A 25242-nucleotide genomic window follows, 5' to 3' on the forward strand; every position below is an offset into this window, starting at 1 on the left:
TTTTCAAATTAAAATGCACATTTTTCACTAAATTTGCACTGTGTTTATAAATAAAGAAGATTTAAATGAATTAGAGTTTCCGCAATTGCTCGCGGAGATTTCTCCTTTTGCATATTCTCCCAAGACAAGAGAAAAAATTCTTCAGCTTCGTCCGATGAAAATTGATGAGGCCGAACTTTCCCTGAAGAAAACCTCAGAATATTTATCAAGTTTTGAAAGCTCTAATGCCGTTCCTTTCGACGAGTATGAAGATATCGAAAGCGAACTGAAATTAATGCTGATTGAAAATTACCGACTGGAAAACAGTGCTTTCATCAAAATAAAAACCCTCACGGAACAGATCGGGAAACTTCAGAAGTTTTTCCCAACCATGCCGGAAACCTTTCCTACTTTAATGGAAGATGTTTCTGTACTGGAATTCAGAAAAGAAATTATTGATAAGGTTGATAAAGTTTTCAACCGTTTCGGTGAAGTGAAAAGTGAAGCCTCGCCGGTTTTAAAAGGCTTGAGAACGGAAATCCAGCATGCCAAAAAAGCAATCCAGGAAAATTTTAACCGTGCTTTGTTCAATTATGGCCAGAGTGAATTTCTAGATGATATCCGTGAAACGATTATTGATGACCAGAGGGTTTTAGCGGTAAAATCAGGCTTTAAGAAAAGGGTTCCGGGAAGAGTATTGGGATTGTCCAAAACAGGGTCTATTACCTATATCCAGCCGGACTCTGTAGTGAAGCATTATTTTAAGCTTAAAGAAAATGAAGAGGAAGAGAAAAAGGAAATTGATAAAATTTTACGACAGCTTACTGCAGAATTGGCCGAATACCAACCTCAATTGTGGAGATACCAGAAATACATCTTCGATCTTGATTTAACGAGGGCCAAAGCGAAATTTGCAGAGCTGATCAATGGTGTTTTACCGAAAATCAACCGTCACAAAACATTGAGGTTAAGAGATGCTTTTCATCCTTTGTTGTTTTTAAGAAATAAAGCAGAAAATAAAACCATTTTCCCTCAGACGCTTACCTTCACGGAACATAATAGGATTATCTGTATTTCCGGACCGAACGCCGGAGGAAAATCAATCACCCTGAAAACTGTAGGATTGCTTCAACTGATGATCCAGAGCGGAATTCTTGTTCCCGTTCATCCGAAATCCGAAATGTTTTTCTTTGAAAAGATCATGACCGATATTGGTGACAATCAGTCTATTGAAAACCATTTATCGACTTATTCTTCGAGATTGAGAAAAATGTCGGGAATTATCCGTGAAGCAGATGCCAATACGCTTTTACTGATTGACGAATTCGGTACCGGCTCCGATCCTGAATTAGGAGGTGCTTTAGCAGAAAGTTTTTTGGAGTTTTTCTATGATAAAAAGAGCTTTGCAATTATCACCACGCATTACACCAATATCAAACTGGTGGTAGAACAGCTTCCGAATGCACAGAATGCCGCTATGCTCTTCAATGAGGAAACGCTGGAACCGATGTATAAACTTGAAGTAGGACAAGCAGGAAGCTCATTTACTTTTGAAGTAGCCGAGAAAAATAAGATTCCGAGGTTTATTATCCATTCTGCCAAGAAAAAGGTAGAACACGATATTGTAAATCTTGATAAAACGATTGTAAAGCTTCAGCAGGAAAAGTATGAGGTTGAAAAGCTGAAATCTGATCTTGCAGAAAGGAAAGAATCCGTTGAGGACAAGCGTGATAACCTTCAAAAGCTGAATGAACAGCTTCAGCAGAAATTGTATAATTTCCAGAAACTGTATGAAGAAGAACACCGTAAACTGCAGTTCGGGAACAAGATTGAAACGTTTATCGACAGCTACACCAAAGGAAAATCGAGAAAAGATGTGGTGAAAGATTTTGTGAAACTTCTGGAACAGGAAAAATTCCGTAAGCTGGGTGTTGACAAAGATGAAAGCAAGCGCCTTCAGGTTGTTAAACGGAAAATCACCCAACAGCTGAAAAAAGAAGAAGTGATTGAAAAAATTGCCGAGACCAATGAAAAATTGGAAGAAAAAAGGCAAACTGACCGTTCACTCTGGATGAAAGTGGGACAAAGAGTTCGTATCGCCGGAAGCACAAGTGTGGGAACCATTGAAAAGATTTCCAAGAAAAAGGTGGTGGTGAATTATGGTACGTTCAAAACGACCATTGATGCGGATGAGCTGGAAAGAATTTAATGATCATAGTAAAAACCCATATCACGTTTAAGGATTTTTTGATGTTTCATTTAAAAAATTCATTAATACGAATCATTGTATTTCCAATAATTGCATTGATTTTTTTTGGAATAAATTATTATAATGCAGGTAATGATAATCGGGAATTTATGGAATCAGCATCGGTCTGGTTGCTGGTTTTCTTTGTGTTCATCATTATCCGCACTTATTTTAGTGTAAAAAATATTTTTTATTCCAACAAAAATATCCAGGAGATGATTTCTTACACCTTCACGGACGAAAAGATCCGTACGGAAGGCAAAACCTTTGATGCATATTTTACATGGGATTCGATTTATAAAGTAAAAGAAAAAAAAGAATGGTTTCTGATTTACCAAACTGCCCAGACCATGAATATGGTTCCTAAAAAGTTTTTCACAAAGGACCAGATTTCAGAACTTAGAGATCTTATCAGAAAGAATAATGTGAAAGCAAAACTCAGAAACGATTGAAATAAAAAATGAAAAGAGTGCCGAAAAGCACTTTTTTCATTTTTAAATAGTGATAAGATATTCTGTTCTATTACTATATTTGAATATGATTAAAACCATAAAAATTCTCTGGATCTTCTATCTGAAACTATTGATCCCTTCCTTATTGTTTTCTGTATTATTAGCTTTTCAGACAGGATTTAGCATAGGAAATTTCGGATTTTGTTTTCTGGTGATGTTACCTGCATTTCACTTTTTGATTTATGAATTAAGACTGAAAAGGGAATATTTGTTTTTTGCTAATTTTGGATTTTCAAGGCAGCTTCTCTGGATCACAACCGTTTCAATCGGATTTATTATCAACCTTATTTCCAAATTGTTATGAGCAAGCTTCATATTGACAGTGTCACAAAATCGTATGGTTCAAAGAAAGTCTTACAGGACGTTTATTTAAGTTGTGAAAAAGGAAAAATTGTGGCTTTATTGGGAGGAATCGGATCCGGAAAATCTACATTGTTACAGATTATTTTCGGAACGCTGAAGGGAGATTCTCAGTTTATTAAATTCAATGACCAGGTTCTTACAAAGCAATCCGATAGAAAAAACAAGATTGCCTATCTTCCTCAAACTCCGATTTTTCCAAGAGATATTAAAATTAAAAACCTGATTTCGTTATTCTGTAATGAAGTGAACACTCAAAAACTTTTTAATTCTGATCTTCTTGAACCTTTGCTAAACAGGACAACAAGAAATCTTTCCGGAGGGGAAAGAAAAATGGTAGAAGTATTAATAATAATCCATTCCGAAGCTGATTTTATCTTACTGGAAGAGCCTTACAGCGGACTGTCACCAATTTTAACAGAAAAGGTGATGAAGATTATAAAAGAATTATCTCAGGAAAAAGGCTTTATCATTTCAGATTTTAATGTACAGGAAGCCACTGAAATCTCGGATGAAATTTATCTTCTTTCCAACACATATTTGAAACAAATTAAAGATTTAAAAGAATTGCAACAGCATTATTATCTGCCGAAAAATATTTAATTTATATATTTGACAATCAAAAAAATCATGATGTCCGTAAATAAAACATTATATATATCCGTTTTCACTTTTCTTTTTGTGTTTTTCGCCAAGGGGCAGGATAAAGTTCCTTTCGGTGTTGTAAAAGCAGAAGAAGGTTACGCCATGGTGCGTGTTCATAAAGACGATTACCGTAAAATCATTGATAAAATCCGAATGAAAACCGGCGATGTTTTTATTTATGTGAAACCTGCTCCGGGAGAAACAGAATGGATCTGGATCAAATATCCTGAAAAAGATGACACCGACAAGCCTTTCGTAAGATACGACAGCATTACAAAAGAAGGAATGGTGAACAAAAACCGCGTGGTTTTCGTGGATAAGCTGCCCCCATTTACCCCTTCAAAATCAAAAAATGGAAAATCGCTTATTTTTACGGATGATACCAATCCTAAAATTCCGGGTAACCAAAGGACAAAAGTGATTATCGACGTTTATCCTTCTTATGCAAAGCTTAAAAAACAGGAAAAAGATGCTGAAGGAAATATCATCAAAATCGACAAAGTAAAATCCTGGGGTGTTGGCAAAGAGATCCCTGAAGGACTAACAGAAATAAAATCAGTAAGAGTTCAGCAGCCGGGAAGAGGCTCTGTCTTTGTGAGAGATGCTATCAAAAATATGTTTCAACCGACGATGGATTTCAATAACGTTGGCGTAACGGCCATTGATAACGACCATATTTTTCTTTATATGACCAATGGCGCCGGAGAGAACCGATATACGACGATCTGGACGATCAAACAGGGAAAAGTTCAAAGCCAGATCATTTATAAAAACCCTGAATAATTCAGTAATATTCATTACTTTTGCTGCCGAAAGTCCAGCTTTTGGCTTTCTGGAAATTGGTTTTGCTTAACTGCAGATTAAAAGGGAATCGTGTGAAAATCACGAACTGTCGCGCAACTGTAAGTAACTGAAGTCTTTATTAATAATCCACTGTAAAACGTACGGGAAGGAAATAAAGATGTTACAAGTCAGGAGACCTGCCTTTTTCTTCACCACAAAACTTTCGCGATTTGAAGTTTGTTGATCTATAGAACCCAGGGATTTTACGCTCTGCTTTTTCTGTTGTTTTCAACTTTTCATTTCGCTTTAATTTAAATGAAATATGACTACAGAAGAAAGAATTAAAACCTCGGAGACCAGAATTTTCAAAGCCGTTTTCCCCAACACGACCAACCATTACGATACGCTTTTCGGAGGTACTGCCATGCAGCTGATGGATGAGGTTGCCTTTATCGCAGCAACACGATTTGCCCGAAAACGCGTAGTAACGGTAAGCAGCGATAAGATTGATTTTAAAAGATCAATTCCTGCCGGAACCATTGTGGAGCTTATTGGAAAAGTAGTGCATGTCGGAAGAACAAGCCTGAAAGTGAATGTGGAAATTTATACCGAGCAAATGTATTCTTATGAAAGGGAAAGAGCCATTGTGGGTGATTTTACTTTTGTAGCAATTGATGAATTTAAGAAACCAATTCAAATACTATAAAGGGGCTTCGGCGGCCAAAGGCCGCCGAAGCTTTATTTTATTTCCCACAGATTGTACAGACTTCACAAATTCTGTCTATATCAAATCTTCAGCTAAAAATATATACCATCATCAGCATAATTTGTGGAATCTGTGTGAGAATTCTCAATTGAAATTAAAAACTTACTTCAACACCTTTTCGGTTTCCAGATTTTTAATTAAGAGCAACTGAAAAGCTTCGCCTAGTTCATCAGACGCTCTTACAATCGCATTTTCCAGCATATTTCTGATTTGTTTTTCGGTAACTCCGGCTTCTGTCCAGCTCTTTCCGGAAGTGTGCGAATTCAGAATGAACGGCATGATCCGATCTATGGCACACGCAAAAATAGCATCCGGTGTCTGTTCTTCTTCAAATTCCAGCCACAAATTAAAAAATTCACTTTTTAACGGCTCATCCAGAATACCGAAGATCTTTTGTGCTGAAACTTTTTCCCGCTCAAACTTCCCAACCATCGCCGCTTCATCAAACAAGAAAGTATCGCCTGCTTCAATTTCAACCAGATCGTGAATAGAAAGCATTCTGATGACTCTCAACAAATCAATATCCGCTCTGTTTTTGGCGTAGGGAAACAAAATTTGTGCAAGAATGATGATCTGCCAGGAATGTTCTGCGGTATTCTCCCTTCTGGAATCATCGGCATTAAAATTTCTTCGCTGTACATTTTTCAGGGCATCGACAGCCAGGATGAAATCAATTTCCTTTTGAATCTTCATTGCTCTAAGTTTATATGTAAATATTTGAAATTGCCTTCAGTATGAATTATTTTTTAAAAAAAAATGACAAATTTCATGAGGTGCAAAAATAATACTTTAAATATAAAGCTATATTAATTAACAGATTAGTCTTATTTTTATTGTAAATATTTATCATGGCTTCAGAATTCAATTATCCCCCTGAAATTAAAGGAAAAAGAAAATTATATTCCCTGTTTAACGGGGTAAAAGATCCTTTAGGAGTGATCAGTGGAAATCATGCCATTTCAGGAGACAGTTATCATCTGAAAGCTACTTTAACGAATAAATATTTTATTTTCTCTCAGGATAAAGAGTTCACAGAATATATTTTAAAACAAAACCATAAGAATTATTTTAAATCTGAAATACAATCTGTCACTTTAGGAAAATATCTCGGAAAAGGATTACTGACCAACAATGGAAAAGATTGGCTTAAGCAACGAAGATTAATTCAACCCGGTTTCAGTAAAGCAAAAATTTCCAATCTGGTTTCGATTATGGAAGAAGAGATTGATTCGGCTTTTTCGTCTTTTGAGAAAGAACCCGAAATTGATCTGTACGATGTTTTTCATACTCTGGCTTTTAATATTGTTGCGAAAACTCTTTTCAGTTCTGATATTGATGAAGAAAAAGTGAAAGAGCTGGGCAAAATTATCACTGAAGTTCAGGAAGTGTTTGCGAAAGAAGTGAGAATACCTCTTTATACGCAGGTTTTAAATATTCTCGGAATAACAGATAAAAATATAAGAAAAAGCAAACAGGCAAAGCATATTATCCAGAGTGTGCTGGAAAAAAGAAGGAATTCAGATGAAGAAAAGAATGACCTTTTGGATATGCTCATTCATGCAAGATATGAAGACACACAGCTTCCAATGTCTGATGAACAGCTTGTGGATGAAATGCTGATCCTTTTCATTGCCGGCCATGAAACAACGGCGAATGCTTTAAGCTTTATCTTCTTTGAGATCAGCCAAAATCCAGAAACAGAAAAAAAATTACGGCAGGAAATCAGAAAAGAAGGCGAAAATGTTTTCACTACAGAAAATTTAATGAAAAAGTCTTTTACCATTAATATCGTTAAAGAAGCTATGAGACTGCATTCTCCGGCTTGGGCTATAGACCGTCAGGCATTGGAGGACGATAGTTTTAAAGACTATTCATGGAAAAAGGGAACTTTAATTATCCTTTATATTACAGGGTTGCACAGAAATCCAAAGTACTGGAGTGATCCCAACTCTTTTATTCCGGAACGTTTTGATGATGAGAATGCTAAAAATTTTGCATACTATCCTTTCGGAGCGGGTCCAAGGCTTTGTATCGGTGAGCATTTTGCCATGATGGAAATGGCTCTTATCGTCCGTAAATTCTACAAAAACTACAGTTTTATATCTTATCAGAAAGATTTGGAGAAAAAAGCATTGGTTACTTTAAGAACAACAAGCTTAAAAGGTAAAATTATAAAAAATCTGAGCTAATTTTTCTCAAACTTCTCATTTAATAAATACAGCATTAAAAATAATTAGCTTGATTTTCAAATAGTTAATTTATTAATTTATATTTTTTCACTACTTTGTATTGCATAATACCATTTTAATTACATATCTTTGTAATGTAAAATCGAAATAGGATCATCTAGCTAGGTTCCGATTTTCGAAATTGATATAACTAATTAACAAAACTTATTAAAGATGAATACTGAAAATACCAAAGCGCAAATGCGAAAAGGAATTCTGGAATTCTGTATTTTAAGTCTCATCAATCATCGCGAAATGTATGTTTCCGACTTAATCGATGAGCTGAAAAAAGGAAAACTGGATGTAGTGGAAGGAACACTCTACCCTCTTTTAACAAGATTAAAAAACGGCGAGTTTCTTTCGTACCGATGGGAAGAATCTACAGGAGGACCTCCAAGGAAATACTACCAGATCACTGAAAAAGGTAAGCTGTTCTTAGACGAGCTTCAGAATACCTGGAACGAATTAACAGATTCAGTCAACCAAATTACTCAAAAAAAATAAAAAACAAAGCTATGAACAAAACACTCTCAATAGGACTCGCAGGTTTTTCTTTTACAATAGAAGAACACGCATATATAAAGCTCAGTGATTATCTGAACGCACTGAGAAGCTCTCTGGATGCTTCTGAAGCAGACGAGGTAATGCACGACATAGAAATCAGAATGGTAGAGATCTTCAAAGATTCTATGGCGAAACGTGAAGTAATTAACGACTCTGATGTAGAAAGAGTAATCGCCCAGATCGGAAGCCCTGAAACCATTGAAGAGCAGGAAGAGGCTTATTATTCTGAAAAGAATACCAAAAAAACAGGTAGCGCCGGAACTGAATATTCAGATAAAAAACAACTGTTCCGTGATCCTGAAAGACAAAAAATAGCTGGGGTTTGCGCAGGCCTTGCCCATTATGTAGGGATGGACATTACTGCAATGAGAGCTATCTGGCTTGGAATCTTCATCTTAGGGATTTTCACAGCGGCTGTATCTTCCACATTGGTTTTCTTATTATATATTATCCTTTGGGCGGTATTGCCAAAAGCAGAAACGGCAGCAGATTTCCTGAAAATGAAGGGAAAGCCTATGAACTTCGACAATCTTAAGAATGAGTCTAACAAATTGGTACAGTTTGCCAACGAGTCTACTCAGAGGGTCGGAGAAATCTATATCGAAAACAAACCTTATATCAACAATGCAGGTAGCGGATTGTGGAATGTTGTACGATATATCTTAGGTGGAATCTTCGCATTCATGTCTTTATCCTGCCTGATCGGTGTATTCGTAGTGTTCGGTTTCATGGGAGCAGACAGCGACTTTCCTCCTGTGAGTGAAATGAATTTCTATTTCGATAACGACAATATGAAATACGTTATCATGGCGCTGATCACTTTAGGAAGCTTACTGCCTGCGATGTTATTTGGGTTACTAAGTATTAAATTAATTTCACCTAAGACAAAATTAAGAAACACAGGTTGGGTAATCGGAGCATTATTCCTTGCATTAATCGCTTTGGGTGCTTATTTCGGATTCAGCATGGCTAAAAAAGAAATGTTCCTGAAAGGTCATAAAGAAGATACGGAAGAGGTTTCCATCAACACAAAATCAGACACGCTCTATGTTGATTACAAGCAGGTTACCATTCCTCAGAATTTCAAAGGGTATGATGATGATATTTATTCCGACAAAATTTCAGTGTACGAAAAAGACTGGATACATGTTGATGTAACAAGAAAAGCAGATATCAAAACGCCTTATCTGATCATTAAGAAAGAAGCTAAAGGATATAATCTTCCATTAAGTGTTACCGTTCCTGTGGAAGTTGCAGATAACAAAATTATCCTTCCAAACTACATCAAATATCCTTATGAACACCGATTCAGAGATTACAGCATTGATTATGAACTGGTGCTTCCATTAAAAACCATTGTTATCCCTGCCAAAAAAGACGGAATCAATTTCGATGGCGATCTTAATGCAGACGGAATCAATGATAACGACCAGGAAAGAGATGAAGACGGAAAAATTAAAATCGAAAACAACAAAATCACGGTAAACGGCTCTACGATTGAATATAATTCTGATGATGAAGACAGCATTATTGTAAACGGAAAAAAAGTTCCTAGCAATCAGGCAGATAAAGTGATCGATTCTATGAAGCACAGCATCAAAAAAATGAAAGGGGCGAACATCGACTTCAAAGTAGACGAAGGTAAAAATGAAATTTCCATACAAACTAAATAACTAAACTGCAGAGAGTGGCAGAAGGTGTGAATGGATAACACAACCGTTTGAAATTCACACCCTTCTTCTCTCACTGTTAACGAAAAAAAAATCAAATTTAGTTCGCTATGTAAATAAAATACTTTACATTTGTGTAGATAAAAATTATAACCAAAAACACTCAAAAAATATTAACTAATCATGATACAACTGGCATTAGAAATTGTAATGAAAATCGTAGATTTAATCAGCGGTTTATTTTAAGAGCGATAATATTTCAATATATTTGTAAAGTATAACCACTTTGGTTATACTTTTTTGTTTTTAATTGAGATGATATGAGAAAGCTTTTTGGCAAAATAATGTTAAAATTAATGGGCTGGAAGGTCGTTCTACAGGGCGACGTAAACAACCTTAACAGGTGTATTCTGGTAGTGGCACCACACACCCACAATATGGAATATATCTTGGGAAATCTTGCCTATTGGTCTCTGGAGAAGCCATTGAAAATAATCATTAAAGATGCTCATACCAAAGCCTGGTATGGCGGTCTGGTAAAAGGCCTGGGAGGCATCGGAATCGACAGAAGCCAGAAAAATGATCTCGTTAATTTTGTAGCAAAACAATTCGCAAAAGATGACTTCAGCCTCGTGATTACACCGGAAGGCACAAGAAGTTGGGTACCAAAATGGAGAAAAGGTTTCTATCATATGGCATTAGCGGCAAAAGTGCCGATTGTTCTCGCTGCCGGAGACTTTAAAAGAAAAATCATTTATCTCGGTTATACGATCCCTTATGAAAGAATTGAAACGGCATCCTTTGCTGAAATCATGACTGAGATTCAGGAATATTACATCAAAAATGATATTGTTCCGAAGGTCCCTGAAAACTGGAACCAGAATATTATGGGGAATGATTCGGAAGTGAGAAGTGAGATGTGAGATGTAAGAAGTTAGAAGTTAGAAGTTAGAAGTTAACAAAATTATTGATTGTTATTAACGTATCATTCAGATTCACAATTCACAATATAATCAATCATCATTTATAGCAGACATGTATATTAAAGATAAAAATAAGGAAGATTTATTGAAGTTTATCAACGGATGGGGTGGAGAAACTTTTGCCAAAACCCTGGATATTAAATTTACCGATATCGATGTTGAAAATGAAACCTTAACGGCAACAATGCCCGTGCTGCCCAGAATTCATCAGCCTTTTGGAATTATGCACGGAGGCGCAAGCTGCGTTCTGGCAGAAACCATGGGCTCCAGCCTGTCTAACATTTTTATCGATGGTGAAAAATACTTTGGAGTGGGCACCAATATTAACACCAATCATCTACGAAGCAAAAAAGACGGATTGGTAACCGCGGTAGCAAGATTTATCCGGAAAGGAAAATCAATGCATGTTTCAGAAATTGAAATACGGGATGAAAAAGGTCAGCTCATCAGCCACACCACCATGACGAATACCATTATCAACAGATAAATTTCAGAAGCTCAAATTTTTTTTGAGCTTTTTTTATTTTTTTACTGCAACCTTTTCAAAATTCTGCATCTTATAGGTACAAACTTAAAAACAATTCTCTATGAAAAAACTACTTTTACCTTTTTTTGTATCTGTATTATCCGTTTTTAATTCTTGTAGTAATACGAGTATTAATGACGAAACAACAGGTAATTTGCCACAGTCTTACGATGTTTATATTGCGGGAAGAGAAAACAGCAAAGCATGCTACTGGAAAAACAACATTAAAACAGATCTTAGTGGCGGTGAAAATCTTGTACCTCTCGAGATCAAAGAGGAAAACAACAATGTGTATGTCACGGCAAGCCTTGGTGTAACGCCTACTTCTTTTAAATCGGTTCATTATTTCTGGAAAAACGGTAATAAAACTGAAATCAAACAGTATCTTGGAATACCTTCCGGTGCACAGAATGATATAACCGCATTTGGTGTAAACAACGGTGATCTTTATTTTGCAGGTTATGTTGAAAATCTTTCACCTGCCAATCCCAACCAAAGGTATGAACTCTGCTATTGGAAAAACGGAGTAAAAACACTACTCTACCAGAGTCAGTATATTCCATCTGCAGAAGGACTTTTCATCAATGGTTCAGACATTTATGTATCAGCACTTATTGTTGACAATAATCAGAATGTTGACCGAGGGTATTTTAAAAATACAACATTCAATTCTCTTGGACAGCCTAATTATGTTTTTAATTTTGCTAAAAATAATAACGGATTGCATATCCTTTTCCAGAAGAATGCCAAATATTACTCTAAAAATATTACCTCAAATACAGAAACAATGATCGGTAATTACGCCATCACTTTACCTTTTTACGGAAAAATTGCTTCTGATGCAGGTTCCAATGATCTGTATACAACGTATTATAATCAGGGAAGTGATTACTTTAAAAACAGCAGTATTGTAAGTCCTGGTTTTTCATCTCTGCCGTATATTCAGGATTTGTTTGTGTTGAATAATAATGTATATATGATAAAATACAGCACGGCAAATAATGCGTATCTTGGCAAAGTGTTTATCAACGGCGTGGAAACCCAGAGTATCAACGGTACACAAAACGGAACTGTAAATTACACATCAACATTTAATTCTATTTATGTTGTGGAAAACTAGAATCTATGTCTAAAATAAAGCCGGATTGGAACAAAATTTATTCAGGTTTATCCCCAAAACTTTTGGGGATTTGCCGCAGATATATACAGGATATTTATACTGCAGAGGATATTGTGCACGATAGTTTCATCACGGCTATTCAAAAAAATGATCAGCTGAACGATGAAAAAGCTTTATTTGCATGGCTCAAAAAAATTGTAGTTAATAACGCGCTTCAGCATATCCGTAAGCATAGCAAAGATACCTTTATCTCTACAGAACCATCAGAAATTCCAGATACCTCATCAGAAATGGAACACCCTATTTTAGAAGATAAAAATATCTTCATCTACGATTTTACCAATGAAGAACTGCTTTCGTCTATTGATAGCCTGCCTCCTCACCATAAATCCGTCTTTAATTTATATTTTATTGAAAACCAATCACATGCTGAAATTTCCGGATTGCTGGGAATTACGGTTAACACTTCAAAATCTCATCTTTTACGTGCAAAAAAATCAATACAAAATTATTTGCTGAATAATTGTGTGAATCAAAATACGCCGAAAAACAAGATAGCACAGGTTCTTGTTATTTTTGGACTTGGCGGATTGCTTTGGGCGCAGACTTTCCAGAGTAAATTCGCAGATTTCAAAATAGCTTCTTCAAGGAAACTTCAGATTCCTTCAGATATAAAAACCGGAAGCGTTATGATCTCTTCTTCAAACAGATCTTTACAAAACAAAACGGTAATTGGGCTTACGTTTCTTGTCATCATCATAACTTCTTTATTTTTAGTAAATCGAAAAACAAGTTTATCATTTAAAGATCACACAGTTTCAGCGAATGGCTCCGTAAATACTTCTGAAGAGACGGATGAAATCTCTGTACAAAATGAAAATTCCGGACTTTCAGATGAAGTATCTGTAAAACCGTCAGTTCAAAATACATCTGATGATATAGAATCTGAACAGAAAGAGCATGCTCCACAAAAACAACATATTAATGATGAAAAAATCGTGGGAATCCATAAAAGCACAAAGAATGTAATCCATAGAGATTCTCTTGATGAGGCTCCACAAAAAGTAATTGTTGTCAAAAAAGTAATCAGGAGAGACACTATATTTATCGAAAAGTAACTAATCGGGCCATGATTTTCAAAAAGATTTTTTTTCTTTTGCTTGTATTTTTGATCAGTTTTTTTCATGCTCAAAGGCGAAAAAAAGTAGACACTGTATATGTTTATGAAAAAGTTGTTGTTTATGACACGGTTTACCTTCTTAAGCCGATCCGTTTTAAACCGAACGGTTTACTACTTCCGGAACCCAGATTGGAAGAAAAATTTTTCGTACGAAATATCTATAAAGAAGATATTGAAAAACAGAGGGCAAAAAACAGAATCAGAAAACAGAAATCCGGAGCGTCTGCATTTGGAATTGAAACAGGATTTGGTTTAAAAATGAGTGATTGGACGAAAGCTGTTTCTAACCAGAATGCTCAGTTGGGAGAGAATTTTAACATTTGGTTTTCAAAGAATATACTATCACCACAGACCTATTTGCTAATTTCCGCCGGTATTTCTCACTGGAATTCAACATTTGACCTCGATGCCAATAGAGATGATACCATTCTTAACGGCTATTATTTCACCAAAGATAGCCAGCCTTTATTATTTCAAAAATTCAACAACAGGCATTTTGAATATTCAGCTCAGCTAAAATTTATTTATGAGTGGAAAAACATCCGTCCTTTTGCAGGAGTTTTATTTAACCGTAATACCTACAAAATGCAGTTTTTAGTTCCGGAAAACAATATTCTTAGCAAATTGGACGATTTTAAAAGCGACCAAACCAATTTCGGTTTCATTTTGGGAGTTCAGTACAGGCTTATCAGAAAGGTATATTTATCCTTAGAATATCAACAATATAAAATGAAAAATGTTTCTTTAAAAAACAGTACGTTTGATTTTGACATTTTTAAGACTAATAATACCTTTGCAGAAAGAAAAATCAACTTTGGGATTTCCTACGCTATATCCGGACGCTGATCTTCGAAATGCACTATCAATGATTTATTTTAAACTTCCATTCGACGAAAATCTGTATTCTGCAGATAACAACAATTCTGATGAACAACATATTGTTTTTCATTCTTTTGAAGGATCTGAAACGGTTGCGCATCCCGGAAAGATAATTAAAATAAAACCTGAAGAAACAGATCTTACTCAACTTGTAAGCAGTGCTCTTCCACAAGACAGCAATCATTTCACTCCGGAAACGAAGGACGAATATCTTAAAAATCTCGCTAATGTGATTGATGTGATCAATCAAAATGAGCTTCCCAAACTGGTGTATTCCAGAAGAAAGATCATAACAGACTTTCACAAAATTGATCTTTCAAAAAGTTTTAAAAATCTTTGTGATTCTTATCCGAATGCATTCCGGTATATTTTTACTGATGAAAAAAATGCCTGGATGGGAGCTTTCTCTGAGGTTTTAGGCAAATTCAACAAAAAGACACACACCTTTGAAACGATGAGCCTTGCAGGAACGCTTCCTGTTTCGGAAAGCTGGTCTGAAAAGGAAATTGAAGAGCAAAAACCCGTTACGGAATACATCAGAAATATTCTGAAAAATTATTCTGATAATATTGAAGAATCTGCAACCTATGATCATGTCTCAGGAAATATCAAACATCTTCGCACCGATTTCAAAGCCATGATCCGACCAGAAAACCTTGACCTCATTATTCAACAATTACATCCTACTCCTGCAGTCTGCGGCATTCCCAAGGATTTTTGTAAAGAGAAGATCCGTGAACTGGAAAAATTTCCACGCGAATTGTATGCAGGATATATTAAAATTGAAACAGAAGAAAACATCTTTTACTTTGTCAACCTTCGATGCTGCAAGCTTTATCAGGATGCCGTGCATATATTTGTAGGCGGCGGAATTACCGCACAGAGCAGCCCTGAAAAAGAATGGCGGGAAACGGAGCTGAAATCGGAAGCGATTTTGAAAAATCTCACTTTTTCAAACTAGCCGTATCATTTTTACAATTCATACGCTTGAATTGATTAAATTATGCGGATAAATTGAAAAACTCATACGGATGAATTTGCAAAGTTATGCGGATGATCTTAAAACATTCAAACAAGTTATCATTTAACATAAAAATCCTCTCTCAAAAACTGAAAGAGGACAGTGTATTTATCTGTATATTAAATTACTGCTTTTCTAAAAGACTTTTCAATAGAGCAATTTGCTCATCTTTCTCTTTAATTCTTATTGCATACAATTCATCTTTTTCCTTCAATCTTATTTCATACTGTTCTATAAGTTTTTCAGATTGTTGATTAAAAATATAGCCTACATTATCGTGATGTTCACCACTATTATTATTGATGATTGTCATTGCTTCAGGCAAAATTTCATTAAAGCTTTTATCGTACATTTTAGCTATTTTATCTAATGTAAAAATATCAGGAAAACTTTTATCACTTTCAAATCTTCTATAAGTAGATTCTGAAATATCTAATTTCTCAGCAACTTCTATCGTTGAAAAACCTTTTTCTATTCTCATTCCTTTTAGTTTTTGACCAATTTTCATCTTAATATTTGTTTTAAACAAATGTACTTAAATTTTTTAAAAATTGCCTCTTTTCAAAAATGGGTAAAAATTGTTCAAAATTGATAAATCTTTTGTCAGTTTTGATTGTATAAAATTTTAGTTATCATATTATGTTTGCAATATGTTATCGCGAAAACATAATTGTTTGAAAAAAAAATCAAAAAACATTAAAAATTAAATTTATGAGAAAATTATTTAAAATTGCCATTTTAGGTTTCACTTTATTAATTAACCTTGCTTATTCTCAATCAACTACTGATAGAAAAGTCAAACTTGCATGTTATACAACTTCATGTTGTAGTTTTGGCTTCTTCGATGTTGATTTAATTTCAACAACACATTGCCATTATGTAGTTACAAATAAGGATGGGTCTACACAGAATATTTATTCATCTCATTTTGAAAGTAACACACCAATTAGAGATGGCTCAGTTAACTTAGCAGAAGACGTAGTAATGCCACAATTTAAGGATGAAAATGGAAATCCTCTTGTTATGGAAAAAGGTGAATATAAAATTACAAACAACCAAGTTGAATATCCTTTATCTTCTAAAATCGGAATAAAAAAAGTTTGTCTACAAGAACATGTTACTGGAACAATTTTAGGTCATGAAGTTGATTATACAATAACGGTTTGTGCATATTATCCATCTTGGGGAAAATCTGCAAGCACCTCTATAAAATTAAATCTTAATGAGATTCAAAAAGAGGAGATAAGAAAAAACAACAATATAATTACATTTAAAAATAATATTACAGTTAAAAATGAGAATGGTACTTATATTATAAAAGCTGGAGATTATTTTGTAAACGAAAACGATGAGGTTTACATAATTAACTCTTTGATGGAATAGCGTAATTTTTTATATTTAGCAATAAATAATTAAATGATGAAAAAAGTTATAGGTATAGTTATCGTTGTAATTGTTGCATTATTCTTAATCGGCTCTCGATTTAGTTTTAAAATAGGAAATACAACATTCGGGAAAGCCAACGATGAGATAAGTATTAAAGATAATAAAGAACTTTCAAACAGCAATTTTCAAAAAGAATATTTAAATAAAGAAGGTTTGGTTATTGTAAATCTTTGGGCAACTTGGTGTAAACCTTGTCTGGAAGAAATGCCTATTCTTCAAAAAATAGCTACCGAAAACAAAGACGTAAAGTTAGTATTTTTGTCAATTGATAAGGATAGTACAGATCTTCAATCTTATCTTTCTAAACATAAACTTAATGATGTCACTTTTGAAAACCGAAATTACAGAAAGGCTATAAGAAACTTTTTAGATGGGAAAGATAAAAATAATTTATTGTACACAGATATTGTTCCGAAAACTTATATAATAAAAAACGGAAAAGTTGTTTATAAAGAAGATGGAGGGATAAATTATCAAGAATTTTCTAAAAAACTAAATTTAATCAAATAGTTAAAATGTGAGGTTAAGATATTATTTTGTATTCTTTATTCTAATATTTTCACTTAACTTAAAATCTCAAACAACAATGTCCGGTTTAGACAAAGGTTTAGCAATCGGTAATATTTTGGTGCAAGGTTATATGGCTTTCAAAGGAAACGGAACAAAAACCGTAGATCCAAATGCCAAAACTGTTGATAGCTTTTGTTTCAAAAATAAGATGGATGAGAAAATTACCGTAAAGCTAAACGGGAAGATAGAAGACGAAGAAATAAAAAAAGAATTCGTCATTCAAAAAGACGAAAAAGAGTGTACTTACAATTTACCTAAGGGTATTTATACTTATGAAGTTTTGCTTTCGAGCAAAGATGTGTATCAAAAAGGTGAATATAAAGTTTCGGAAGAAACTTTAATGACAATAAATAATTAATAATAATCCTTTCAGAACGTAACTCTGAAAGGATTTTAGTTGCTTACAAAAAACCTCTTTCGGGAAAGAAAGAGGTTAATATAGATTTTGTAATATAATTCTTATTTTTTAACGCCTACTTTACTCCATGTATTCATTACAAAAAGTAAAATAATACCAATGAGCGCTGAAGCCGCTGAAAATACAAACTTCAGGTTATCTTCTGATAATAAATCAGTCTGCCAGTCCAGCGCATACAGATTAATTGCGATGAACACTAGAAATACAATTAAAAATACTTTATAAAACTTCTGCATGATTCTTAAAAATTAATATATGTTTTTACCAATTCGGCAAAATTTGCGGTAAATAATTTAATTGAAATTGCCAACAGAATGATTCCGAAAACTTTCTGCAGGATTGCCAGGGTGGCATCACCTATTTTCTTCTCAAGCCAGTTTGCAGATTTCAGCACCAAATATACGAAAATTGTATTGAGAATGATCCCAAAAATAATATTAATATCGTGAAATTCAGCTTTAAGAGACAAAGTGGTGGTTAAAGTTCCGGCTCCTGCTACCAAAGGAAAAGCAATGGGAACAATAGATGCAGACCTTGCTTCGGAAGTTTTGTTAATTTCAATCCCCAGAATCATTTCCAAGGCGATAATAAAAATCACGAAAGCACCGGCAATGGCAAATGAATTAACATCAACCCCGATGAATTTGAGGATTTTATTTCCTACGAAAAGGAAAACAAGCATAATCAGACCTGCAGTAATAGTAGCTCTTTCGGCTTCAATCTTACCGAATTTCTGCTGAAGACTTACGATAATAGGAACAGATCCTATGATATCGATCACAGCAAAAAGTACCATAAAACAGGTAACGATTTCTTTAATAGAAAAATCATTGAAAATCTCCATGCTTTTAAAATTATTAATTTCGCAAAAATATGAAAATAAATTAACTATTTGCTAATTTGAGAATATAAATTCACAATGGAACTTAAGAGAATATCCATTCCTTCCGAAGATTTTACAGGAGCAAACTTTTCAATCTGTATTTTCTGAGTAAGACTTCTGTATTCTTCGGCAATTGCAGCACCTTTATAGTTTTCAAGGAAGCCGGCAAAATCTTCTGCAGAGCTCTGGAAATATTGATTTCTTACTTCAGAATCCAATTCTTCAAAGGTTTGAAAAAACTTCTCATAATCTTCTTTATCCTTGAGATTTTCCAAATAACTAAAATAATCATTCACATCTGTTTTCAGCTGTTCCCTGATTTCTTTCTCTGCTTCTGCTATTGTGCCTAATGGCTTAACAACAGGCTCACCTGTTTTCTGTAACCTGCGCTTTTTCTGCCAGTTCTTGAAAATAAGATAAGCGACAAACAGTGCAATTAATATAGCAATATTGATGAAAAGAATATTCCAATGCAGTCTGCTTTTTTCCTTAACTTTAAAAGATGTTGTCTTAAGAACAGGTGTATTTACCGTCTCCAGGAAAGTATTTGTATATTCATTTACTTTTTCAACCGTAGTACGCGATTCCAGGATTTGATCATGTGAAAATGCATTAACATTAAGCACTTCCTGCCCAAGATCAACATATTCTTTTTTAGACGGATCAAAAAAAGAAAAATTTTCTGTTTTAATAGAAATTCCTCCTGCTTTTTTAGGGATTACAAGATAATTAGCGAGGATCTCCCCTTTCATTCCCGTCATTTCCGTTTTTACATTGGACGTAATCTTAGGAGCAAACACTTCATAATCCGGCGATTCGGCAAGCTTTGGAAGGTCCATATTTTTCAGGTTACCTTCACCGCTTACTTTTACCAGGACGCTGATGGGTTTCTTCACTTCGGCTTTTTCCTTAGAAATATTAGAAATACTTACCTTAAAATTTCCTACTGCATTTTTAAAAGATTCAGGAGAATCTTCAGGAAGTTTTTTAACATTGATTTTAACTTTATTGGAAATAATTTTATTTTTTCCCGCAAAAGTACTCATTGAAGCAGAAGCTCCGGGCACCTCAACATATCCTGATTCATTAGGGAAAATCAGAAAGATGGCCAGTACCTGAGATGACATATTTCCGTAATCTGACGGATCAATTTCAGATTTTGCAAAACTTACCGGATATACATCCAGATCATTATCTTTGGGAAGACGGATATTCTTTACCTTTCTCAGATTATCCATATTCCTGGAATATACTTTCAGCACTGCAATAGTAGGTTCATCCTGATATACCTCTCGATCTTCCACCTCCATATTCAGATAAACATCTTTTGAGGAACTTGCTGCGACAGAAGCTTTTTTATCAACATCTTTAATAAGAATATCGAAAGGTTCGGTTTTATAAATCTTATTATTGATGGTAATCAGAAACGAACCTATTTTTAATTTTCCTTTTTGTTTCGGCTCTAAGGCAAGCCGGGTAACAGATTGAGAAATTACGGTGTTGGTCTCCGGATCCATAAAACCATTCGTTATGGAACCTGTACCAATGAGATTGAATTTTGAGAAATCCGGAAGCCTCAGCTTGGTTTGTTGGCTGTTGTATTCACTGCCTTCAATTTCCAGCACAATCGTAAGGTTGATGACATCTCTTGCAGTGTAAGTGGTTTTATCGGGAGTTACGCTAAGATTTACCTGTCCATAAGAAATTACGGATACTAAAAGGAATATTATGTAGGTAAGTCTGCTCTGCATCACCAATCTTTCTCGTTGCTTTCGGGCATCGAATAAGAATTTTTATTTAAAATTCTTCTGGCGGTTTCTTTCTCTTTATCGCTTACTTTATTGAGTATCTGATTTTCAAGCTGTTTTGGGATTTTTCCTTCATTATCAGGTTTTTGCTCGGGATTATTTCCTTGTCCCTGTCCCTGATTCTGCTGCCCTTGTCCCTGATCTTGTTTTTGATCTTTGGGACCTTTTTGATCATCATTTTTCTGCTGGTTTTGGCCACCGCCTCCTTTGCCGGAGTTATTTTGTTGTTGTTTTTTCTGTTGGTTTTCTTTTTCCTTCAGTTTGGCTATCTCGTAATTTTTTCTTGTAGCCTCGCTGTAAGGATTTTGTTTCAGAGATTGTTTATAGAATTCTGCTGCCTTTTCAGGCTGTTTCGTCTGCATATAAGCGTTTCCGAGATTGTGTAGTGCCGCAGCTTTATCAGGAACGGTCTGAGAAAGTCTCTGGGCTTTTTCAAATTCCGCTTTTGCCTCTTCATATTTTTTACTTTTATAAAGGGCATTGCCTAAATTATAGTGTGCTACAAAATCCTTATCATTCGTTTTTATGGCTTCCATATATTTTGCGGAAGCTGCATCATAATTTTTACCGTTAAATTTTTCATTGCCTTCATACACCAGTGTACGATAGTTTTTTTGCCCAAAAAGTAGTCCTGAGCTCAATAAGGCAGTAATAAACGACAAAAAAATGATTTTAGTATTCATCAGATGCAAAATTATTCCTTTATATGTTAATAAACAGTGCCTTAATTGTTAAAATTGGGTTAAAGTAGGCATTGAACGAAAGTTTCGGTTATACATTAAAATCTCTTTTCGGATTAAACATATATATCAGGAAGAAGAAAAATATAGAAACCGCCAGAAAATATTGATAATAATGATTGGCATTCTGTGATTTTACCATAGTTTCAGAAGATCCTATTTTCTTTTTCAAAGCTTCGATAATCCTTTCTGGAGCTTCATTGATATTATTTCCGTCAATATACGTTCCTCCCGTAGATTCGGCCATTTTTTTCAAAGCTTCCGTTTGTCTCTTGGAAATTACCGTTTGTCCGGACATATCTGCTTTATAGCCCATCAGCTGTCCAAACGAATATTCGGGAACCGGCGCACCTTCATCAGAGCCTATCCCTACGGAAGTAATCATTATTCCTTCCTTTTTAGCCAGCCTTATGGCAGCGTCATCATTTCCTTCATTATCTTCTCCATCACTCAGTAAGACAACTTTCCGGGCATCTTTATTTACATTTTTAAATTTCTGAACTGCGACTTTCATCCCGTTAAGAAAATCGGTTCCCTGAATCTGCATGGAATTGGTTTCAATAGCACCAACATACGTTTCTGCCGAAGTATAGTCTGTTGTAAGCGGCATAATAGAAGTCGCCTGTCCAGCAAACATTACAATTCCCACTTTGTCACTCTTCATCCGCTGCATGGTCTGGATAATAAGATTTTTCGCTTCTGTAAGGCGGCTTGGGTCGATATCTTCAGCATTCATGGAATTCGAAACATCCAGCATAAAAATAACATTATTCAGTTTCTGGTTGGTTTTGATTTCTTCAGAACCGCTCAGAAGATCGATGATCGAGAAAATAAGAAAAAGTGTTCCCAATAAATATAAAGCAGGAAAAAACTTTGTAAAACCCGAACGTTTTTCAAAAAGATGCTGATGGAATCGACTGTCCGCAAAAAGTTCCCTTTTTTTCTTTTTCCATTTTAAATAACGGACCAGAAAAATGGCTAACAGCGGCAGAAGCAACAGCAATAACAAATACCAATAATTACCTAAGTACCAATCCATTAACTTAAAATTTTATATAATACCCATCTCAGCAGTGCATCCAGAAACAGCATTCCCAACGCTATCCAAAGAAAGATTTTAAAATATTCCTGATAATTGAATAATTTAGCCACTTTCACATCAGATTTCTCTAGCTGATTAATTTCGTCATACACTTCCTCAAGGCTTGTATTTGATGTTGCCCTGAAGTATTTCCCTCCCGTCATTTGGGCAACTTCTTTTAAAACAGGTTCATCAATTTTCACTTCTGTTTCCGTAAAAACAAGATCTCCGAAAATATCAATCTGTGTAGGCATCAGTGCATATCCATTAGTTCCGATTCCGATAGTATAGACTTTTATATTGTTATTTTTCGCAAGTTCAGCGGCAATAGGTGGAGGCATTGCATTTTCAATGGTGTTGACTCCATCAGTCATCAAAATAATAATTTTACTTTTGGCTTTACTGTTTTTCAGGTGATTCACGGCTACTGAAAGCCCTTCTCCAATTGCTGTTCCCGGCTCAAGTTCCTGAAGATTAAGGTTCTGTAGCTCATCGATAACAACCTGATGATCAGAAGTTACCGGAACTTTTGTAAAAGCCTCTCCCGAATAGGTTACGAGCCCGATTCTGTCATTAGGACGTTTCTGGACAAATTTAACGGCGATATCTTTTAAAGCAGTAAGACGGTCCGGAGTGAGATCTTTTGTAAGCATGCTCAATGAAACATCCACCGAAAGCATAATATCTATTCCTTTTGTATCGTCGCGGTCCTGAGAGATGGTAAACGTTCTAGGCCTTGCCATTGCGATAATTAATGCAGAAAGAATAATATACTTTGAAAATTTCAGCAAAAACATCACGAAACGGATTCCTCCGCTTTCTCCCATATTGCTAACGGTAGGAACTTTAATTCCTTTTCTCTGCTGACTGCTGACGTCCCGGATCAGAACAGGAATCAACAGCAGGAAAAGCAGTAAAAACCAGGGACTGTAAAACTCAAAATCAAACATCTTTTCTCAAATTTTCAAATTCCAAATCTTTTGATGAGCGCTTTACGAATTCTCTTATATCAGCAAGGTCTTTTTCCATTGTTTCTTTATCCGGGAATGTTTTTGCAAACTTTACAAGATCACCTCTTACGAATACATCTTCTACTACCCTTTCGTTTTCCTGGGAAATGGTATTATTTTTCTTCATAAGGTCTACAAGATCATCGGTTAGTAAAACATCTGCCGGTAAACGGTATTGTTTTGCGATAAACTTTCTTGAAATGTCAATCAGTTCCACGTAAAAAGAACGGTAATTTCCGGTTTCAACGTATTTTTTCTTCTGGAGAGAATCGAGTTCCTTGAGGGTTTGATTGGTTGCTACAACCGGTGAGTCTTTTCGTTTCCTTCCATATTTTACGAACATAATTATGGCAATAATCAGGGCGATAACTGCAATAGCAGCCAGAATATAAAACTTATACAGCTGCCAGTAATCGGTAACTTCAAGTTTTACCTCTTTATTATTCATGATATCATTAATCGGATCATCTTTCTGAGCAGTATTGATAACATCAATTTCATAAGGAATTGTTTTCAGGATTTTTCCTCCCACTTTGAACTCCAGCTCAGGAATTGTGAATTTCCCTTCTTCAAAAACAGCAAATTCTATTCTCCTGTAATAGATATCCTGCGTCTGCGAGATGCTGTCTTTCACTTCCTCAAAATGAAAGGGAAGCAATTCATTTTCCGGAGCTGCAGAAACCTTTTCGTTATTAAGGTTATTGATGGTCACAATAATATGATCCACCTCTCCGAGTGCAATGGTTTTCTTTTCCACATTCGAAGAAAGAATCTGTGAAAAAGCGTTTGCACAGAGTAAAAAACAAAATATAAATACTAGTTTTTTCAATTTTAATTAATTCAAAGTTTAAAGTTCAAAACTCAGTTTTTAAAATGGCTGGTTTTGACTTTTATATTTATTTTTTCTGAAAATAATTATACAACAGTTTCGAATAATCCGAACCGGTATCGACATTAAGAAAACTGGCTGAGCTGTTGGCAAAATCATCTTCCAGCGCTCTCAGTTTCTGCTTCTGAGCTTCCGCAAAATTATACCTCCATCTTGCATTCGATGTATTGGCCCATATCTGTTTACCGGTTTCAGCATCATATAACAAGGTATATCCTACATCCGGAATTTCATTATCTTTTTCGTCAAAAACCCTCATTCCTAAAAGCTGGTGTTTTTTAGCGGCTGCTTTCAGCATTTTGGAATCATATTCATCTTCAAAATCCGAGAACATGAAAACCAGAGATTTCCTTTTAAAAATACCCATCATATATTCCAGAGCCTTATCAATTTTGGCCGTTGCAGGAATATATTCTGCCGTAAGAATCGTACTGATGATCGAAAGAATGTGCTTTCTGCCTTTCTGAGGAGGGATTACTCTGTAAACCTTGTCAGCAAAAAGAATTAAACCGACTTTATCATTATTTCCTGCCGCGGAAAATCCCAGGCTTGCCGCAATTTCCGCAACATATTCGCGTTTCAGCTGATTCTTGGTTCCGTAATCCATTGAAGCAGAAATATCAACCAAAAGCATCATGGTGAGTTCTCTCTCCTCCTCCATTACTTTCACGAAAGGTTCACGGAAACGGGCTGTTTTATTCCAGTCGATCCTGCGGATCTCGTCTCCGAACTGATATGGACGCACTTCCGAGAAAGTCATTCCCTGCCCTTTAAAAGCACTGTGATATTGCCCCATCAAAGTAGCTTCCGTCTTTTTTCGGGTACGGATTTCTATTTGTTTGACTTTTTTTACAATATCTTTTATCTGCATAAAATTGTTTAAGGTTTTTGGTTCAATGTTTTTGGTTTGAAATGTTCCATTTTATTAAAAAT

Annotated in this window: 27 protein-coding genes and 1 riboswitch; of the genes, 17 read left to right on the top strand and 10 right to left on the bottom strand. The window is 35.1% G+C overall.

Annotation, left to right across the window (positions count from 1 at the left end):
• The first annotated feature begins 40 nt into the window (after positions 1-40).
• The 5 genes from ODE14_RS09300 to ODE14_RS09320 all read left to right on the top strand — a co-directional run bounded on the left by ODE14_RS09300 (position 41) and on the right by ODE14_RS09320 (position 5233).
• Positions 41-2188 carry an endonuclease MutS2 gene (locus tag ODE14_RS09300; protein WP_263601245.1) on the top strand — a complete coding sequence of 716 codons (2148 nt, stop codon included), beginning with the start codon at positions 41-43 and terminating at the stop codon, positions 2186-2188.
• Positions 2189-2337: 149 nt separating this feature from the next.
• Complete coding sequence (locus ODE14_RS09305; RefSeq protein WP_263601246.1) at positions 2338-2679, top strand: YcxB family protein; 342 nt, start codon at positions 2338-2340, stop codon at positions 2677-2679.
• A gap of 360 nt (positions 2680-3039) precedes the next feature.
• Positions 3040-3702, top strand: a complete 663-nt coding sequence (locus ODE14_RS09310) for an ATP-binding cassette domain-containing protein (protein WP_263601247.1) — start codon at positions 3040-3042, stop codon at positions 3700-3702.
• Between the two features lie 9 nt (positions 3703-3711).
• Positions 3712-4527 (top strand): hypothetical protein, encoded by an 816-nt coding sequence (locus ODE14_RS09315; protein ID WP_263601248.1) that lies wholly within the window; start codon positions 3712-3714, stop codon positions 4525-4527.
• A gap of 40 nt (positions 4528-4567) precedes the next feature.
• A riboswitch (cobalamin riboswitch) is annotated at positions 4568-4747 on the top strand.
• Positions 4748-4849: 102 nt separating this feature from the next.
• Positions 4850-5233: an acyl-CoA thioesterase gene (locus ODE14_RS09320; protein ID WP_248391686.1), complete on the top strand. Its 384-nt coding sequence runs from the start codon at positions 4850-4852 to the stop codon at positions 5231-5233.
• 162 nt (positions 5234-5395) lie between these two features.
• Here the strand turns inward: ODE14_RS09320 and ODE14_RS09325 are convergent, their stop codons facing one another.
• Complete coding sequence (locus ODE14_RS09325) at positions 5396-5986, bottom strand: HD domain-containing protein (protein WP_248391684.1); 591 nt, start codon at positions 5984-5986, stop codon at positions 5396-5398.
• 155 nt (positions 5987-6141) lie between these two features.
• Here ODE14_RS09325 and ODE14_RS09330 point away from each other — a divergent pair, with 155 nt between their 5' ends.
• From ODE14_RS09330 to ODE14_RS09370, 9 genes are all read left to right on the top strand, one after another.
• Positions 6142-7482: a cytochrome P450 gene (locus ODE14_RS09330; RefSeq protein WP_263601249.1), complete on the top strand. Its 1341-nt coding sequence runs from the start codon at positions 6142-6144 to the stop codon at positions 7480-7482.
• Positions 7483-7695: 213 nt separating this feature from the next.
• Entirely contained in the window at positions 7696-8025 is a 330-nt protein-coding gene (locus ODE14_RS09335) for a PadR family transcriptional regulator (RefSeq protein WP_248391680.1), read from the top strand.
• 11 nt (positions 8026-8036) lie between these two features.
• A complete protein-coding gene (locus ODE14_RS09340; RefSeq protein WP_248391678.1) occupies positions 8037-9758 on the top strand; it encodes a PspC domain-containing protein in 1722 nt (573 codons plus the stop codon).
• A gap of 317 nt (positions 9759-10075) precedes the next feature.
• Positions 10076-10678 (top strand): 1-acyl-sn-glycerol-3-phosphate acyltransferase, encoded by a 603-nt coding sequence (locus ODE14_RS09345; RefSeq protein ID WP_263601250.1) that lies wholly within the window; start codon positions 10076-10078, stop codon positions 10676-10678.
• A 118-nt stretch (positions 10679-10796) separates the two neighbouring features.
• Entirely contained in the window at positions 10797-11225 is a 429-nt protein-coding gene (locus ODE14_RS09350) for a PaaI family thioesterase (RefSeq protein ID WP_248394992.1), read from the top strand.
• Between the two features lie 100 nt (positions 11226-11325).
• Entirely contained in the window at positions 11326-12384 is a 1059-nt protein-coding gene (locus ODE14_RS09355; RefSeq protein ID WP_263601251.1) for a hypothetical protein, read from the top strand.
• A gap of 5 nt (positions 12385-12389) precedes the next feature.
• Positions 12390-13502, top strand: coding sequence for an RNA polymerase sigma factor (locus ODE14_RS09360; RefSeq protein WP_263601252.1), 1113 nt, complete (start codon positions 12390-12392; stop codon positions 13500-13502).
• Between the two features lie 11 nt (positions 13503-13513).
• Complete coding sequence (locus ODE14_RS09365; RefSeq protein ID WP_263601253.1) at positions 13514-14410, top strand: porin family protein; 897 nt, start codon at positions 13514-13516, stop codon at positions 14408-14410.
• A complete protein-coding gene (locus ODE14_RS09370; protein ID WP_263601254.1) occupies positions 14358-15404 on the top strand; it encodes a chorismate-binding protein in 1047 nt (348 codons plus the stop codon). The genes ODE14_RS09365 and ODE14_RS09370 overlap by 53 nt, the downstream gene beginning before the upstream one ends.
• Positions 15405-15588: 184 nt before the next feature.
• Here ODE14_RS09370 and ODE14_RS09375 read toward each other — a convergent pair whose 3' ends face one another.
• Entirely contained in the window at positions 15589-15972 is a 384-nt protein-coding gene (locus ODE14_RS09375; RefSeq protein ID WP_263601255.1) for a helix-turn-helix domain-containing protein, read from the bottom strand.
• Between the two features lie 203 nt (positions 15973-16175).
• Here ODE14_RS09375 and ODE14_RS09380 point away from each other — a divergent pair, with 203 nt between their 5' ends.
• Genes ODE14_RS09380 through ODE14_RS09390 form a run of 3 tightly spaced genes read left to right on the top strand, consistent with a single transcriptional unit; the run spans position 16176 to position 17838 of the window.
• Positions 16176-16847: a hypothetical protein gene (locus tag ODE14_RS09380; RefSeq protein ID WP_263601256.1), complete on the top strand. Its 672-nt coding sequence runs from the start codon at positions 16176-16178 to the stop codon at positions 16845-16847.
• Positions 16848-16880: 33 nt separating this feature from the next.
• A complete protein-coding gene (locus ODE14_RS09385) occupies positions 16881-17420 on the top strand; it encodes a TlpA family protein disulfide reductase (protein ID WP_263601257.1) in 540 nt (179 codons plus the stop codon).
• 7 nt (positions 17421-17427) lie between these two features.
• Entirely contained in the window at positions 17428-17838 is a 411-nt protein-coding gene (locus ODE14_RS09390) for a hypothetical protein (RefSeq protein WP_263601258.1), read from the top strand.
• A 101-nt stretch (positions 17839-17939) separates the two neighbouring features.
• Here the strand turns inward: ODE14_RS09390 and ODE14_RS09395 are convergent, their stop codons facing one another.
• The 8 genes from ODE14_RS09395 to ODE14_RS09430 all read right to left on the bottom strand — a co-directional run bounded on the left by ODE14_RS09395 (position 17940) and on the right by ODE14_RS09430 (position 25180).
• Positions 17940-18134 carry a hypothetical protein gene (locus tag ODE14_RS09395; RefSeq protein WP_263601259.1) on the bottom strand — a complete coding sequence of 65 codons (195 nt, stop codon included), beginning with the start codon at positions 18132-18134 and terminating at the stop codon, positions 17940-17942.
• Positions 18135-18139: 5 nt separating this feature from the next.
• A complete protein-coding gene (locus ODE14_RS09400; protein ID WP_072885314.1) occupies positions 18140-18742 on the bottom strand; it encodes a MarC family protein in 603 nt (200 codons plus the stop codon).
• Positions 18743-18786: 44 nt separating this feature from the next.
• On the bottom strand, positions 18787-20532 hold the full coding sequence (locus ODE14_RS09405) for a BatD family protein (RefSeq protein WP_263601260.1): 1746 nt from the start codon (positions 20530-20532) through the stop codon (positions 18787-18789).
• On the bottom strand, positions 20532-21272 hold the full coding sequence (locus ODE14_RS09410) for a tetratricopeptide repeat protein (RefSeq protein WP_263601261.1): 741 nt from the start codon (positions 21270-21272) through the stop codon (positions 20532-20534). Before ODE14_RS09410 ends, ODE14_RS09405 begins: the two co-directional genes overlap by 1 nt.
• Before the next feature lie 88 nt (positions 21273-21360).
• On the bottom strand, positions 21361-22368 hold the full coding sequence (locus ODE14_RS09415; protein ID WP_263601262.1) for a vWA domain-containing protein: 1008 nt from the start codon (positions 22366-22368) through the stop codon (positions 21361-21363).
• Complete coding sequence (locus ODE14_RS09420; protein ID WP_263601263.1) at positions 22368-23360, bottom strand: VWA domain-containing protein; 993 nt, start codon at positions 23358-23360, stop codon at positions 22368-22370. The genes ODE14_RS09415 and ODE14_RS09420 overlap by 1 nt, the downstream gene beginning before the upstream one ends.
• Positions 23353-24249 (bottom strand): BatD family protein, encoded by an 897-nt coding sequence (locus ODE14_RS09425; RefSeq protein WP_263601264.1) that lies wholly within the window; start codon positions 24247-24249, stop codon positions 23353-23355. The genes ODE14_RS09420 and ODE14_RS09425 overlap by 8 nt, the downstream gene beginning before the upstream one ends.
• A gap of 67 nt (positions 24250-24316) precedes the next feature.
• Positions 24317-25180, bottom strand: a complete 864-nt coding sequence (locus tag ODE14_RS09430; protein ID WP_263601265.1) for a DUF58 domain-containing protein — start codon at positions 25178-25180, stop codon at positions 24317-24319.
• Positions 25181-25242 lie beyond the last annotated feature (62 nt).

The organism is Chryseobacterium sp. PET-29 (genome assembly GCF_025736815.1).
GTDB classification, from domain to species: Bacteria; Bacteroidota; Bacteroidia; order Flavobacteriales; family Weeksellaceae; genus Chryseobacterium; species Chryseobacterium nepalense.

Bases quoted from the DNA above. Each gene is read 5' to 3' on its own strand.
- ODE14_RS09305 (WP_263601246.1), top strand. From the start codon at position 2,338: ATGGAATCAGCATCGGTCTGGTTGCTGGTTTTCTTTGTGTTCATCATT.
- ODE14_RS09310 (WP_263601247.1), top strand. From the start codon at position 3,040: ATGAGCAAGCTTCATATTGACAGTGTCACAAAATCGTATGGTTCAAAG.
- ODE14_RS09320 (WP_248391686.1), top strand. From the start codon at position 4,850: ATGACTACAGAAGAAAGAATTAAAACCTCGGAGACCAGAATTTTCAAA.
- ODE14_RS09325 (WP_248391684.1), bottom strand. From the start codon at position 5,986: ATGAAGATTCAAAAGGAAATTGATTTCATCCTGGCTGTCGATGCCCTG.
- ODE14_RS09330 (WP_263601249.1), top strand. From the start codon at position 6,142: ATGGCTTCAGAATTCAATTATCCCCCTGAAATTAAAGGAAAAAGAAAA.
- ODE14_RS09335 (WP_248391680.1), top strand. From the start codon at position 7,696: ATGAATACTGAAAATACCAAAGCGCAAATGCGAAAAGGAATTCTGGAA.
- ODE14_RS09340 (WP_248391678.1), top strand. From the start codon at position 8,037: ATGAACAAAACACTCTCAATAGGACTCGCAGGTTTTTCTTTTACAATA.
- ODE14_RS09345 (WP_263601250.1), top strand. From the start codon at position 10,076: ATGAGAAAGCTTTTTGGCAAAATAATGTTAAAATTAATGGGCTGGAAG.
- ODE14_RS09355 (WP_263601251.1), top strand. From the start codon at position 11,326: ATGAAAAAACTACTTTTACCTTTTTTTGTATCTGTATTATCCGTTTTT.
- ODE14_RS09360 (WP_263601252.1), top strand. From the start codon at position 12,390: ATGTCTAAAATAAAGCCGGATTGGAACAAAATTTATTCAGGTTTATCC.
- ODE14_RS09365 (WP_263601253.1), top strand. From the start codon at position 13,514: ATGATTTTCAAAAAGATTTTTTTTCTTTTGCTTGTATTTTTGATCAGT.
- ODE14_RS09375 (WP_263601255.1), bottom strand. From the start codon at position 15,972: ATGAAAATTGGTCAAAAACTAAAAGGAATGAGAATAGAAAAAGGTTTT.
- ODE14_RS09380 (WP_263601256.1), top strand. From the start codon at position 16,176: ATGAGAAAATTATTTAAAATTGCCATTTTAGGTTTCACTTTATTAATT.
- ODE14_RS09385 (WP_263601257.1), top strand. From the start codon at position 16,881: ATGATGAAAAAAGTTATAGGTATAGTTATCGTTGTAATTGTTGCATTA.
- ODE14_RS09395 (WP_263601259.1), bottom strand. From the start codon at position 18,134: ATGCAGAAGTTTTATAAAGTATTTTTAATTGTATTTCTAGTGTTCATC.
- ODE14_RS09400 (WP_072885314.1), bottom strand. From the start codon at position 18,742: ATGGAGATTTTCAATGATTTTTCTATTAAAGAAATCGTTACCTGTTTT.
- ODE14_RS09405 (WP_263601260.1), bottom strand. From the start codon at position 20,532: ATGCAGAGCAGACTTACCTACATAATATTCCTTTTAGTATCCGTAATT.
- ODE14_RS09410 (WP_263601261.1), bottom strand. From the start codon at position 21,272: ATGAATACTAAAATCATTTTTTTGTCGTTTATTACTGCCTTATTGAGC.
- ODE14_RS09415 (WP_263601262.1), bottom strand. From the start codon at position 22,368: ATGGATTGGTACTTAGGTAATTATTGGTATTTGTTATTGCTGTTGCTT.
- ODE14_RS09420 (WP_263601263.1), bottom strand. From the start codon at position 23,360: ATGTTTGATTTTGAGTTTTACAGTCCCTGGTTTTTACTGCTTTTCCTG.
- ODE14_RS09430 (WP_263601265.1), bottom strand. From the start codon at position 25,180: ATGCAGATAAAAGATATTGTAAAAAAAGTCAAACAAATAGAAATCCGT.